Source organism: Pseudoalteromonas maricaloris (assembly GCF_024746855.1).
Classification (GTDB): Bacteria; Pseudomonadota; Gammaproteobacteria; order Enterobacterales; family Alteromonadaceae; genus Pseudoalteromonas; species Pseudoalteromonas maricaloris.
The window spans coordinates 3,674,943-3,688,480 of the sequence record NZ_CP024625.1; the positions used below are offsets into that span (position 1 = coordinate 3,674,943).

Genomic DNA, 13,538 nt, shown 5'->3' on the forward strand with positions numbered 1-13,538 from the left:
TTTAAAACCTTTTAACTTGAGAACATAACCGCTGTTAATACAAAGTCAAAGCCAAGTACAGCCAGTGAAGAATGTACTACCGTCTCTGTCGTCGCTTTACTTATTCCTTCAGAAGTGGGAATACAGTCATAGCCTTTGTATAGCGCGATCCAAGTTACTAATAGTGCAAATACGAAACTCTTAATAAGACCATTTAAGATGTCTTGTTGAAACGACACTTGCGATTGCATAATTGACCAGAAGCTACCTGAATCTACGCCTAACCAATCAACCCCCACCAAGTGTGCGCCTAAAATAGCGATCGCAGAGAATATCAATGCGAGTAACGGCATACTAATAAAACCGGCCCAGAAACGAGGAGCAACCACGCGTTTAAGCGGGTCTATCGCCATCATTTCTAAACTAGATAATTGTTCCGTAGCCTTCATCAAACCGATTTCAGCAGTTAACGCACTGCCTGCACGTCCTGCAAATAAGAGTGCGGTTACCACAGGGCCCAGCTCTCTAAGTAAACTCAAAGCAACCAAAGGTCCAAGGCTATCTTCAGCGCCATACCCAACTAACACGGTATAGCCTTGTAATGCCAATACCATGCCGATAAATAAACCAGACACCATGATAATCAACAATGATTGATGGCCAACCATGTAAAGTTGCTTAATCAACAGCGGCGTGCCTTTTCGGAAATTAGGTAAGCTACATAGCGCACCAAAAAGCATTGTTGTGGCACGGCCAAGTGCAGCAAAACGGCTGAGGGTTTTGTGGCCTAGTTTTTGTAAAAAGTCGACCATACTCACTCTCCTTGCAACAGCGCTTGCTGATAATCAGGCGCTTTAAAGTGGAATGGCACAGGCCCATCCGCAAGGCCCTGTAAGAACTGCTGCACTAATGGCGATTCATGTTCAAGCATCTGCTCAGGGGTTCCTGTACCAATCACACCTTGCTCAGCAATAATAACGACGTGATCGGCAATGCTCAGCACTTCAGTAACGTCATGAGTGACTATCAGCGACGATAATCCCAACACTTCATTAAGGGACTTAATCAAGCGAACTAGAACACCCATGGAGATAGGGTCCTGACCTGCAAACGGTTCATCGTACATAATTAATTCAGGATCAAGTGCGATAGAACGCGCTAAAGCCGCGCGTCTTGCCATACCGCCAGAGAGCTCTGCCGGCATTAAATCTTTTGCACCACGAAGACCAACCGCTTGAAGCTTCATTAGCACCACTAAACGGATTAGTTCTTCAGATAATTCGGTATGCTCGCGTAGAGGAAATGCCACATTGTCGAACACGCTCATATCGGTAAACAAAGCACCGCTTTGAAATAACATACTCATGCGCGTTCGAGCTTGATACAAAGCTGCTCGTGACATGTTAGGGATACTGTTTCCAGCAAAAAGAATATCACCGCTATCAGGCTTAAGCTGACCACCGATTAAACGCAGCATGGTGGTTTTACCAATACCACTCGGTCCCATTATTGCGGTAATTTTGCCCTTTGGTACAGAAAAGCTCATGTTTTTGTAGATGATCCTTTCACCCCGAGAGAAGGTTACATCCTTGATTTCTACAATTGACTGCGACAAGTCGCTCTCCAGATCCAGACTATATTCATCCAAGTATGATACTTTTTTTTCAAACAAGATGGAAAATCGTTTTGGTAAAATTTTGTAAGTAGTGAAATGTAACGGTTTGCTTATACTTTCCAGAGCGCTTTTGGTAGTATCTATCGAAATTTTAATCCTATTGGCTAGAGGTTCATGGTTTTATCGTTTGTTATTCTCATTCTTGGCTTTATTGCACTGGTTTGGAGTGCTGACCGCTTTGTTTTTGGTGCGGCCGCTCTTGCACGAAACTTTGGTGTGCCAACATTAATTGTTGGTTTAACTATCGTGGCCATGGGTTCTTCAGCACCAGAAATGATGGTTGCTGCGCAAGCCGCTCTTGCAGATAAAACAGACACCGCCGTAGGCAATGCCATAGGTTCTAACATCGCTAATATCTTACTCGTTTTGGGTCTCACTGCGTTATTAAGGCCACTCTCCGTAGGCTCTGGTATTTTGCGCCGCGAAATGCCGCTGTTAGTCATCGTTTCATTGGCTGCTTGGTATATCGTTAGTGATAACCACTTTAGTTTCGTAGAAGGTGTTTTGTTATTAGTCGGTTTCGCCGCTTTTCTTCTTGCACTTATCATTATCACCAAGCGTGGTGGTGGAGATAATGATGACCCATTTGTCAGTGAAGCCTGTGAAGAAGTGCCAAATAATATTCCAACTCAAAAAGCCGTTTTCTGGTTAATCGTGGGTATGATTTTACTGCCTATTAGCGCGGACTATCTCGTTGGCGCTGCGGTTGACATCGCCAAATATTTTGGCATGAGTGACCTGCTAATAGGATTAACCATTATCGCCGTTGGTACTAGTTTACCCGAGCTTGCGGCATGTGTTGCTGGCGTACTTAAAAAAGAAGACGATCTAGCGCTTGGCAATATTATTGGCTCGAACATCTTTAATATATTGGCAGTGCTATCTATTGCTGGGATTATCAACCCATCTGTCCTCGACGCCAATATTGCGTCACGTGATATCTTTATTATGCTTGGCGCGACACTGCTGCTTATCCTAATGAGCCTCAGCCTAACAGGTCAGCGCCGCATCAACCGCTTGGAAGGTGGCATACTTGTCGCTAGCTTCGTCGGTTATATTTACTACATCATTTAAGGAAGCCTTGTGACAACGAACCCATTTATTGATTCTGCAAATCAAGTTTTTGCTACCGAACTTGCAGCAATAGAAGAAGTGCAACAGTTTGTTGATCAACAATTTGTAAAAGCCTGTGAAATTATGTTTGGCTGCCAAGGTCGCATCATCGTGATTGGCATGGGTAAATCAGGCCACATTGGTAACAAAATCGCAGCGACACTCGCAAGTACTGGCAGCCCCGCATTTTTTGTTCATCCAGGTGAAGCAAGTCACGGCGACTTGGGTATGATCACCAAAGATGATGTGGTTTTGATGATCTCCAACTCAGGGGAAACCCAAGAGGTGATCTCAATCCTGCCTGTGATAAAGCGTTTAGGAGCCCCCGTTATTTCCATGACAGGCAACCCGAGCTCTACAATGGCTCGTAATGCGACGGTTCACCTTTGTGTTAAAGTATCAAAAGAAGCCTGCCCATTAGGACTTGCACCCACGGCTAGCACCACAGCTACACTAGTGATGGGTGATGCGCTCGCGGTTGCGCTACTTGAAGCCAGAGGCTTTACGGCTGATGATTTTGCGCTTTCTCATCCTGGCGGTAGTTTAGGAAGGCGTCTACTACTAACCGTTGCTGATGTCATGCATCAAGGGGATGCAATCCCTATGGTCAATAGTCATTGCACAGTTAAAGAAGCTTTATTTGAAATGTCAGCTAAAAGTTTAGGTATGACGGCAATCGTAGATGAAAGCTCGCAATTACAAGGTATTTTTACCGATGGTGACTTGCGGCGTATTATCGAACAAAAGGTCGATATTCATACCACCCCAATCACGCAAGTAATGACGGCTAAAAGTACGACGGCACGCGCCGATATGCTCGCAGCTGAGGTACTCAATATCATGGAAACCAAACGAATTAATGGCTTGATTGTGGTAAACGAAAACAACATACCGGTTGGCGCCTTGAATACGCAAGATTTACTTAGAGCGGGGGTGCTGTAATGCAATTTGAAGATTTATATCAGACGATTTCACCTGAAGCTTGGGAAAAAGCAAAACAAATCAAATTATTGATTTGCGATATTGATGGCGTATTCTCAGATGGACGTATATACCTTGGTAATAATGGAGAAGAACTGAAAGCATTTAATACCAAAGATGGGTTTGGTATTAAGGCCTTGATTGATAGTGGTATCGAAGTCGCCGTTATCACAGGTAGGCATTCACAAATAGTTCAGCAACGCATGACTAGTTTAAATGTAACTTATATTTACCAAGGCCAAGAAAACAAGTTAGTGGCATATGATGAACTGAAGACTAAGCTCAACCTTAGTGATGACGAAATTGCGTATATTGGTGATGATGGCCCAGATCTACCCGTAATGGAGCGAGTCGGTTTTGCCGTTGCCGTCAATGATGCACATCCTCTTGTTAAACATATCGCCCATTACACGACCTTGATGCCTGGTGGTTTTGGTGCCGTGAGAGAGTTGACTGATCTTCTAATGCTCAGCCAAAATCACTTATTGACTTCCAAAGGATCAAGTACATGACCGTATTACGTGTCATCTTACTCATTGTTTTCGCTTCTTTAATGGTATGGATGTGGTCGCCCATGTTTAATCCATCAGAGGCGGACTCAGCAAAAGAAGATGAACCGTTAGCTAAGCCCGATTATGTTGCAACCACGCTTCAGCAAACGACCTATAGTGAAAATGGCTTATTAAACTATCAGGTAACTGCTGATAAGATGGAGTTGTATCAAGATCTTGGCTTTAGTCACTTTGAAAAGCCTATTTTCACCTTATATAACGGTGAGCAGAATTGGCAAATAAGTGCATTAGAAGCAACACTGTACGAAAACAATACCTTGATATTAGAAGGCAATGTACTGGCAAAGAATTTAACGCCTAACGCCATGATCACCAATATCAATGCCGATAATGTAAGAGTTGAAATTAAGCAAAAATTGATGAAATCGGAACACCCTGTCGTTATCACCGGTCCTAGTCTTAGGATCACGGGTAAAGGGCTGCATGCGGATCTACAAAAGCAAGTGATCGAACTCATCAACCACACAAAGACAATTTATTATGACCAGTAAAATCATTAACAAACTAGTTTTCATCGGCTTGCTTGCAAGTTCTACTTTAGCAAATGCTGCAGAACAAAATGAAGTCATTATTGATGCTGGCCGTCAGCAAGCTCAACTGCAAAGCAACATCGGTATTTTTGAACAGAATGTTGTTATTATTCATGGCAACAGAAAAATAAATGCCGATCGCCTAGAAGTCCACCGCCGCGCGGAGCTTGGTACTAACAAGCAACTGCTTGTTGCAACTGGCAGCCCAGCTATTTTCAGCGAACGTCAACCTGATGGTAATTTGCTAGAAGCCAAAGCAAACGAAATTCGTTACGACGTTGCGAAAGGCACCTTAGTCATTTCTGGCGATGCGGAAATCAATCAAACTGGGCAAAAAATCAATGCGCAAGTCATCACCTATGACATTGAAAAGCAATTGATCAGTGCTGAGCGCTCAGACCAAGAAGATTCTCGGGTAAGAACCATCCTTGTTCCTGTTGATGACAAAAAAAACGCAAAAGATAAAAAAGCGCAGGAAGAAGGTAACAATTAATGAGCGAGCTCAAAGCAACTGGTCTAGCAAAGAGTTATAAAGGTCGTGAAGTCGTCAAAAATGTTGGCTTAAGTGTTAAGGCTGGCAGCATTGTAGGCTTATTAGGACCAAATGGTGCAGGTAAAACCACTACGTTCTACATGATTGTAGGGTTAGTACCAAGCGACAAAGGTTTTATTCAGATTGATGATGAAGATATCACTTTGCTACCGATGCACAGCCGCGCGCGACTTGGTATTGGCTATCTACCGCAAGAGTCTTCAATCTTTAGAAAACTCACGGTCTATCAAAATTTGATGGCGATTTTAGAAACTCGAAAAGACTTATCTAAAGTTGAGAGAGAAGCTGAACTCAATGAGTTACTGGATGAGTTTAATATTCAACACATCCGTGACTCACAGGGCATGGCATTATCGGGAGGCGAAAGAAGACGCGTAGAGATTGCTCGCGCTTTAGCCGCTAATCCTAAGTTTATCCTGTTAGATGAACCTTTTGCTGGTGTTGATCCTATTTCGGTGTTAGATATAAAGACAATCATAGAGCACCTAAAAAACCGCGGTATCGGTGTGCTAATCACCGATCATAACGTTAGAGAAACACTGGACGTATGTGAAAAAGCCTACATCGTTTCACATGGTGAGTTAATCGCTGCAGGCACGCCAGAACATGTTTTGGCAGATCAAACCGTAAGAGATGTCTACCTAGGCGAACAATTCAAGCTATAGTTAAGACGTAGTATTAATAACTGTTAAAAAGGATTGTTAGAGATACATGAGGCAATCATTACAGCTGCGCATGGGGCAGCAACTTACAATGACTCCACAACTGCAACAAGCCATTCGCTTGCTGCAGCTTAGTACATTGGATCTGCAACAAGAAATACAAGAAGCATTAGACAGCAATCCATTGTTGGAAGTGGAAGAAGGTGATAATACTGACGGCGAAAACGCTGACCAACACAGCCAAGAAAAAAGTAGTGCTGACGACAATCAAGATTCAAGCGATGAAGCGCAGGTTAGTGACTATGAAATAGACTCAGATACCGCCATGAGCAAAGACACTGTCAGTGATGACCTTGCCATGGATGTCACTTGGGATGAATATATGAGCGCAGCACCCGCTGCAAGTTCAGGCCCACTTCCTGATGACGATAATGTTTATCAAGGGGAAACCTCTGAATCTCTCCACGACTATCTCATGTGGCAACTTGAGCTGACACCATTTAGTCCAACAGATAGAGCGATTGCGATTGCGATTATTGAAGCGGTCGACCTGTCAGGCATTTTAACACTGTCTTGCGAAGACATTTTAGAAAGCATTAATGACGAGAGTAGCGAAGAGCCTATTGAGCTGGATGAAGTCGAAGCCGTGCTCAAACGTATTCAACTTTTCGATCCTGTCGGTATCGCAGCGCGTAGTTTACAAGAATGCTTGTGTATTCAGCTAAATCAGTTCGCTCCGGATACGCCATGGATTGCCGAAACAAAAATGATTCTGACAGAGCATATCGACTTGCTTGCCAGCCGTGACTATCGAACTTTGGCAAAGAAAACGCGCCTTAAAGAAGCCGATCTCAAAGAGGTCATGACGTTAATTCATAGCCTTAACCCAAAACCAGCGGCAAGCATTATTCATGAAGAGCCTGAATATGTGATCCCTGACGTATCGGTGAAAAAAGTAAAAGGTCGTTGGGTCGTAGAGCTAAATCCTGATGCTATGCCTAAAATAAGAGTAAACGACCATTACGCTGCGATGTCTAGAACAGCGAAATCCAGTACGGATAGTCAGTTTATTCGCTCACATTTACAAGAAGCAAAGTGGTTTATTAAAAGCTTAGAAAGCCGAAATGATACATTATTAAAAGTTACCAATTGCATTGTGCAACAACAACAGGCATTCTTTGAACATGGCCCCGAAGCAATGCGCCCTATGGTGCTAAATGATGTTGCTGAAATGGTTGAGATGCATGAGTCCACAATTTCCCGTGTGACAACACAAAAATACATGCATACACCTCGGGGAATATTTGAGCTGAAGTATTTCTTCTCTAGCCATGTAAGTACAGAAAATGGAGGTGAGTGCTCCTCTACAGCAATTAGAGCACTTATCAAAAAGCTGATAGCTGCAGAAAATACCGCTAAGCCATTGAGTGACAGCAAAATTGCAGATATTTTAGCTGAGCAAGGAATTAAGGTAGCGAGACGCACGATTGCAAAATATCGTGAATCCCTAGCCATTCCACCGTCAAATCAGCGTAAAAGCTTGATATAAGACGTAAAACCCAAGAAGGAAAAATGCTTATGCAACTAAATCTAACTGGTCGCCATGTAGAAATTACTGACTCATTAAGAGACTATGTCACCAACAAGTTTGCGAAGCTAGAAAGGCACTTTGATCATATCAATAACGTGCATGTGATCCTTGATGTCGAGAAACTAGTACAAAAAGCAGAAGCAACATTACACGTAAACGGCGGCGAGCTATTTGCATCAACAGAGCATCAAGATATGTATGCCGCAATTGATGGCCTTATCGACAAGCTAGATCGTCAAGTTATTAAACACAAAGAGAAGCTCACTCGACACTAAGATGAAATTAAGTGAATTAGTGAACAAGGACTGCAGTAAAGCTGCGGTCCTTTTTAATAGCAAAAAACGTATTTTAGAATACATCAGCGAACTGGCTCATAGCCAAATTCCAAATACCAGTCAGCATGCTATCTTGGACGCTTTAATGGCGCGAGAGAAATTAGGCAGCACAGGGATCGGTAAAGGCATTGCCATTCCCCATGGTCGACTTGAAGGTTTGGATAAAATCCTTGCAATGGTGCTTGTCAGCGAGCAAGGGATCCAGTTTGAAGCCATAGATAAGCAGCCTGTCGATATTTTTGTCGCGTTCATCGTACCCGAAGGTGATAATCAACAGCACCTGAAGACCTTAGCGGCGATTGCTGATACACTCAAAGACAAGTCTTTTTGCAAAATGCTTAGACAAGCAAAAAGTGACGATGAGTTATATGCAGTGATCCAAGGTGAACTTGATGAGTGATGAAGAAAAAGGACTCGAGCTTATCATTATCAGTGGCCGCTCAGGCTCTGGTAAATCTGTAGCGCTTCGAGTATTGGAAGACTTAGGCTACTATTGTGTAGATAACATTCCGGTCAATTTGCTGCCGTCTTTAGTCCGCAGCGTTTCGGACAATTATAATAAAATAGCAGTCAGTATTGATGTCAGAAACTTACCTAAAGAACAGGACGAGTTTAATGACATTCTTGAATACTTACCAGGCTTTGCCAAACCTACCCTGTTTTATTTAGACAGTGACGATCAAACCCTGATAAAACGCTTCTCAGAAACACGCCGTTTGCACCCTCTTTCACTGCATAATCTTCCACTAGATGTTGCAATAAAGAAAGAACGGGAATTGTTAGACGTATTGATCACTCGCGCCGATTTTCTCATTGATACTACAGGCCTGAGCGTTCATCAACTTGCAGAAGATATCCGCGAAAAAATCTTAGGTAAAAAAGACAAACAACTCATTATTACCTTTGAATCTTTCGGCTTTAAACACGGTATCCCAAAACAAGCGGATTACGTTTTTGATGCGCGCTTTTTGCCCAACCCACATTGGGAGCCTGAGCTTAAGCCGCTAACTGGCCTAGATCAGCCAGTCAAAGACTATTTGTCGAGTCACAGCATCGTGCAAAAGTTTACTTGGCAGATCCAAACCTTTGTACAAACTTGGTTACCACACTTAGAGCGTAACAATCGCAGTTATCTAACGATTGCAATAGGATGTACAGGTGGGCAACATCGCTCGGTATATTTAGCGCAAACCATTGGTGAGCGTTTTGCTAAAACCCATCCCAACGTCAAAATTCGCCACCGTGAGCAAGAGGGTTAAATGTTAGAAGATACGTTTTTAATCCAGAACAAGCTTGGTCTGCACGCTAGAGCAGCGACGGTTCTTGCACAATTAGCAACCCAATTTGATGCCGAAGTGACCTTATATCAAGGAGACAAAAGTGCAGCTGCTGACAGCGTACTAGCGCTGTTGTTACTTGAAAGCAGCCAAGGGAAAGAAGTCCGAGTGGTTTGTGAAGGTCCTGATGCTCAGTATGCACTAGACGCCATTGGCGGACTAATAGAAAATAAATTTAATGAATCCGAGTAACTTGGGCTACTAGCACCAAAATAGCACTAAGGTCTGATTCATTTAGTCCCTGCTAATCTCCCCCTCCGTAACCAGACTGGTCTAATACCAATTAGTCTTAATACTTACTCAATTTGAAGGAGCAAACCTGACGCTAACTGTGTTAAAAATTTCTCATTTAGAACAACTAAATAGCAAAATTTTCGCCGTGTTATCGACAAGGTTTTCTCGCTTAAAAATAGATCACTTAATTAATCGAATTGGTATAATAAGTCTCTCATAATTAAGCGTAAACCTTGGTAGTTCCCAATAAACTGAGTTACACTGTAATACCAATTTAGGTTTCTCTCGTGCAGTAAAGCGAGTTGCCGAGAAAATCCTACTTTATCGTTGCGTACACCTTTAACGTGTATTAACGATAACAACCCACCAGCAGAAACAACACGAATAAAATTCAAATTAAGAAATTGATTTCTGCGATAAAATAAATGAATAGGGTTAACTTAATCACGTTAGCCAACACTATTATCAAAAAGGATGCCTATGCCTGAAGTATTTGAACAAGACTACACACTGGAACAACTCCAAAAGGTAACTAAAGCCTTAAACAGTGGTCAGTTTGTTCAAGTTAGGCGTATGCTCGCAGAAACAGCTCCTTGTGATACAGCACTGCTTTTAGAATCATCCCCTCATAAAGTTCGCTCTATGCTGTGGCAGCTCGTTGACCCAGATATCCAAGGGGATGTCTTAGAGGAACTGTCAGAGGACGTAAGACTTGGGATCATCGCCCAGATGGAGCCGGAGCTAATTGCTGCCGCTACAGAAGACATGGACGACGATGACCTTGGTGATGTCCTAAGAAGCCTGCCTGATACCGTCTACCAAGACGTTATCGGTGCGATGGATAGCCAAGATAGAGAACGTGCGACACAAGCATTGTCCTACAAGGAACACTCGGCCGGTGCGCTAATGAGCACCGACACGGTCACTATTCGACCCGATGTTACCTTAGAAGTTGTATTTAGATATCTACGTCTTAAAGGCGAATTGCCAGACGGTACGGACGAGTTGTATGTAGTTGATAAAGACAACTGCTTTTTAGGCACGCTGCCTGTCAATACCTTATTAACTAAGTCTCCTGACAGTATGGTTCGAGACTTGATGGATGAAGATAAGGAAACGATCCCTATCTCCATGGATGAGTCTGAAGTGGCGCAGCTTTTTGAGCGTCACAACTGGATCTCGGCTCCTGTAGTTGACGATAACGCCCATTTGCTTGGTCGTGTCACCATTGATGACGTTGTTGACGTCATCCGTGAAGATGCTGAGCACAGCTTGTTAAGTATGGCAGGTCTTGAAGATGAAGAAGACACCTTTGCGCCAGTTCTAAAAAGTAGCCAGCGCCGCTCTATTTGGCTTGGAATTAACCTGTTAACCGCCTTAATGGCAGCGTTTGTTGCAAGCTTCTTCGAAGGTACTCTGGATATTTTACCTATTCTCGCGGTGTTAAATGGCATAGTACCAAGTATGGGCGGCGTTGCCGGTAGCCAAACGCTAACCCTAGTGATTCGTGGTATTGCCCTTGGCCATATTAACCAGACTAACCAAAAGTTTTTAATGGGTAAAGAGCTGGCGATCGGCGCCTTAAACGGCGTGCTGTGGTCAGTATTGATCGCTGGGGTTATTGCTGTATGGCAATGGGACTTCACACTCGGTGCAGTTATTGCCTTCGCAATGTTTATGAACTTAGTCGCAGCAGGTATCGCGGGTGCCAGTATTCCAATTATGCTAAAGAGAATGAATATCGACCCAGCACTAGCTGGTAGTGTGGTACTAACAACGGTTACCGATATTGTCGGGATCTTTGCATTCCTTGGCACCGCAACTTGGTTATTAGTGTAACAGTAAGAGTGTCGAAATGGCGGGAAATGCTGGTCAAAACCAGCATTTCTTGAGCTGATGAAGGGAGTTATTCGCCCGCTATTTGCATATTATTGAGTAGTATAGAGCCGGTTTGTACTGCGCCTCGGCATTCAATATCACCGCCAACGCCTTCAATCCCCATAAACATATCTTTTAAATTACCAGCGATAGTAATTTCACTTACAGGATATTGAAGTTCTCCATTTTCGACCCAAAAACCAGCAGCTCCTCTTGAGTAGTCACCAGTTACCGTATTAACACCTTGCCCCATAAGTTCAGTGACTAATAAGCCAGTGCCCATCGACGCAAGTAGGCTGGTTAAATCGTCGTGTGTTGGTTTTACTAACCAGTTATGGATCCCACCTGCGTGACCTGTCGCTTGCATATTCATTCTGCGTGCGGCATAGCTTGCCAATAAGTAAGTATTAAGCACGCCATCTGTGATAATTTCACGGTCGATGGTTTTTACACCTTCGCTATCGAAAGGACTCGAAGCAAGCCCTCTTAGTAAGTGTGGCTTCTCTTCAATGTTTACGCAGCGATTAAAAATTTGTGTGTCTAAAGAGTCCAACAAGAAGCTAGACTTACGATATAGCGCGCCGCCGCCAATACCTGACACTAAGTGCCCAAATAAGCTGTTCGCGATATCCGCTCGAAAAATAACAGGCACTTTACGCGTCGATAATTTGCGACTGCCTAATTTTGCTAGCGTAGATTGCGCTGCTTCTAAACCAACTTCTTCAGGGGATTTTAGCTCTGTGTGTACGCGAGATAAGGCATATGCTGAGTCCCGCTGCATTTGCTCACCTTCTTTACCAATCACCATGGTGCTTAGGCTGTGTCTGGTACGTGGGAACCCTGCAATTAAGCCATGGCTATTGCCATATACACGGATCCCTTGGTGGCTCGATAAGCTCGCGCCATCAGAATTGACGATTCGAGGGTCGAATTCTAACGCGGCCTTTTCAGCAGCAATACATTGCTCAATGGCTTCATCGGGAGAAACTTGCCAAGGGTGGAAAAGATCTAAATCTGTTGGTGACATCTCTAGCAAGGCTTTATCAGCCACACCATTACAGGGGTCATCCGAGGTAAATCGAGCAATATCTACGGCCTTTTCAACCACAGAGCGTAAGGCGTCAGGACTCAGATCCGCGGTTGATGCTGAGCCTTTATGATTACCCACATACACGCTGATACCAAGACCACCGTCTTGATTAAACTCAATGGTTTCAACCTCTCCCATTCGTGTACTTACAGACAGACCTGAGGTGCTAGACATCGCCGCTTCTGCCGAGGTTGCACCTAGTTTTTTAGCATGCGCTAACACATCGGCAACTGCATTTTTCACATCATCAATTTGATTATATATAGGGTGTTGTTGAGGTTGAGTCATAGATACCTTATCCGCTCGCTCGTCTAACTAAAACATATTAGTTAATATGCTATCACAGCTACTAACTATTGTAGTGATCAATTGTGGTATACTCTAATGTTAGAGACCTTAATATTTACTAGTATAGACAAGAGCAATGGCTAAACACGAGCAAACGACCGAAGAAGAGATTATTTACGTTTCAAAAAGCGAGCTTAAGCGCGAGGCGCTAGAGTTGCATGAACTAGGCTGTGAAATTGCAGGGCTTGCCAAGAAGCAGCGTGAGAAGTTACCTCTAACGGACGAGCTTAAAGAGGCCATGACTGTTGCGGATAGGATCCGTGCTAAAACAGATGCTTACCGTCGTCATATGAACTACATTGCCAAGACATTGCGTAGTACTCCAAATGTCGAAGAGATTCAGGCTGCGATGGATTTGATGCTAAATAAGAACAATAAAGCAGACGTATTGCTGAACAAGATTGAGCTTATTCGCGATGAAGTGATTGCCAAAGGAGATAGCAAGATTAATGAGCTATTGGATAAGTATCCTGAACTTGAGCGTCAAAAAATGCGCCAGATGGCGCGCCAAGCAAGTAAAGAAGTAAAAGCTGAGAAGCCAGGCAAAGCCTACAAAGAGCTGTTCCAGTATTTAAAAGAAGCAATTATGCCGTAACGCTATATTGTGCTCTGATACAATACAAAAAGGCGCTGATGCGCCTTTTTGCTTATGAATAGTTA

The 13,538-nt window shown here is 43.4% G+C and carries 16 protein-coding genes; 13 read left to right on the top strand and 3 right to left on the bottom strand.

Annotation, left to right across the window (positions count from 1 at the left end; all coding sequences use genetic code 11):
- Positions 1-11: 11 nt before the first annotated feature.
- Together mlaE and CTT31_RS16335 are read right to left on the bottom strand one after the other, a co-directional pair.
- Positions 12-791: a lipid asymmetry maintenance ABC transporter permease subunit MlaE gene (gene mlaE, locus CTT31_RS16330; RefSeq protein WP_010376675.1), complete on the bottom strand. Its 780-nt coding sequence runs from the start codon at positions 789-791 to the stop codon at positions 12-14.
- A 2-nt stretch (positions 792-793) separates the two neighbouring features.
- Positions 794-1,594 (bottom strand): ATP-binding cassette domain-containing protein, encoded by an 801-nt coding sequence (locus tag CTT31_RS16335; protein WP_010376674.1) that lies wholly within the window; start codon positions 1,592-1,594, stop codon positions 794-796.
- Between the two features lie 174 nt (positions 1,595-1,768).
- On the opposite strand from CTT31_RS16335, the gene CTT31_RS16340 reads away from it, so the two are divergent.
- From CTT31_RS16340 to mgtE, 12 genes are all read left to right on the top strand, one after another.
- Positions 1,769-2,728: a calcium/sodium antiporter gene (locus CTT31_RS16340; protein WP_010376669.1), complete on the top strand. Its 960-nt coding sequence runs from the start codon at positions 1,769-1,771 to the stop codon at positions 2,726-2,728.
- A gap of 9 nt (positions 2,729-2,737) precedes the next feature.
- Positions 2,738-3,709 (top strand): KpsF/GutQ family sugar-phosphate isomerase, encoded by a 972-nt coding sequence (locus tag CTT31_RS16345; protein ID WP_010605930.1) that lies wholly within the window; start codon positions 2,738-2,740, stop codon positions 3,707-3,709.
- On the top strand, positions 3,709-4,260 hold the full coding sequence (gene kdsC / locus CTT31_RS16350; protein ID WP_211858755.1) for a 3-deoxy-manno-octulosonate-8-phosphatase KdsC: 552 nt from the start codon (positions 3,709-3,711) through the stop codon (positions 4,258-4,260). The genes CTT31_RS16345 and kdsC overlap by 1 nt, the downstream gene beginning before the upstream one ends.
- Positions 4,257-4,811 carry an LPS export ABC transporter periplasmic protein LptC gene (lptC, locus tag CTT31_RS16355; protein ID WP_211858756.1) on the top strand — a complete coding sequence of 185 codons (555 nt, stop codon included), beginning with the start codon at positions 4,257-4,259 and terminating at the stop codon, positions 4,809-4,811. The genes kdsC and lptC overlap by 4 nt, the downstream gene beginning before the upstream one ends.
- The gene (lptA, locus tag CTT31_RS16360) at positions 4,801-5,343 is read left to right on the top strand and encodes a lipopolysaccharide transport periplasmic protein LptA (protein WP_211858757.1); all 543 of its coding nucleotides are present in this window, start codon (positions 4,801-4,803) and stop codon (positions 5,341-5,343) included. Before lptC ends, lptA begins: the two co-directional genes overlap by 11 nt.
- On the top strand, positions 5,343-6,068 hold the full coding sequence (lptB, locus tag CTT31_RS16365; RefSeq protein ID WP_039492925.1) for an LPS export ABC transporter ATP-binding protein: 726 nt from the start codon (positions 5,343-5,345) through the stop codon (positions 6,066-6,068). Before lptA ends, lptB begins: the two co-directional genes overlap by 1 nt.
- Before the next feature lie 46 nt (positions 6,069-6,114).
- Complete coding sequence (locus CTT31_RS16370) at positions 6,115-7,614, top strand: RNA polymerase factor sigma-54 (RefSeq protein ID WP_039492928.1); 1,500 nt, start codon at positions 6,115-6,117, stop codon at positions 7,612-7,614.
- 29 nt (positions 7,615-7,643) lie between these two features.
- Positions 7,644-7,931, top strand: coding sequence for a ribosome hibernation promoting factor (gene hpf, locus CTT31_RS16375; protein ID WP_010376661.1), 288 nt, complete (start codon positions 7,644-7,646; stop codon positions 7,929-7,931).
- A gap of 1 nt (position 7,932) precedes the next feature.
- Positions 7,933-8,391: a PTS IIA-like nitrogen regulatory protein PtsN gene (gene ptsN / locus CTT31_RS16380; protein ID WP_010605936.1), complete on the top strand. Its 459-nt coding sequence runs from the start codon at positions 7,933-7,935 to the stop codon at positions 8,389-8,391.
- The gene (gene rapZ, locus CTT31_RS16385; RefSeq protein WP_010605937.1) at positions 8,384-9,250 is read left to right on the top strand and encodes an RNase adapter RapZ; all 867 of its coding nucleotides are present in this window, start codon (positions 8,384-8,386) and stop codon (positions 9,248-9,250) included. Before ptsN ends, rapZ begins: the two co-directional genes overlap by 8 nt.
- Entirely contained in the window at positions 9,251-9,520 is a 270-nt protein-coding gene (locus CTT31_RS16390; protein WP_010376658.1) for an HPr family phosphocarrier protein, read from the top strand.
- Between the two features lie 522 nt (positions 9,521-10,042).
- Complete coding sequence (gene mgtE / locus CTT31_RS16395; RefSeq protein ID WP_039492930.1) at positions 10,043-11,401, top strand: magnesium transporter; 1,359 nt, start codon at positions 10,043-10,045, stop codon at positions 11,399-11,401.
- 67 nt (positions 11,402-11,468) lie between these two features.
- On the opposite strand, the gene pmbA is transcribed toward mgtE, so the two are convergent.
- On the bottom strand, positions 11,469-12,818 hold the full coding sequence (pmbA, locus tag CTT31_RS16400; protein WP_211858758.1) for a metalloprotease PmbA: 1,350 nt from the start codon (positions 12,816-12,818) through the stop codon (positions 11,469-11,471).
- Positions 12,819-12,954: 136 nt separating this feature from the next.
- On the opposite strand from pmbA, the gene yjgA reads away from it, so the two are divergent.
- On the top strand, positions 12,955-13,473 hold the full coding sequence (gene yjgA / locus CTT31_RS16405; protein WP_010376654.1) for a ribosome biogenesis factor YjgA: 519 nt from the start codon (positions 12,955-12,957) through the stop codon (positions 13,471-13,473).
- Positions 13,474-13,538 lie beyond the last annotated feature (65 nt).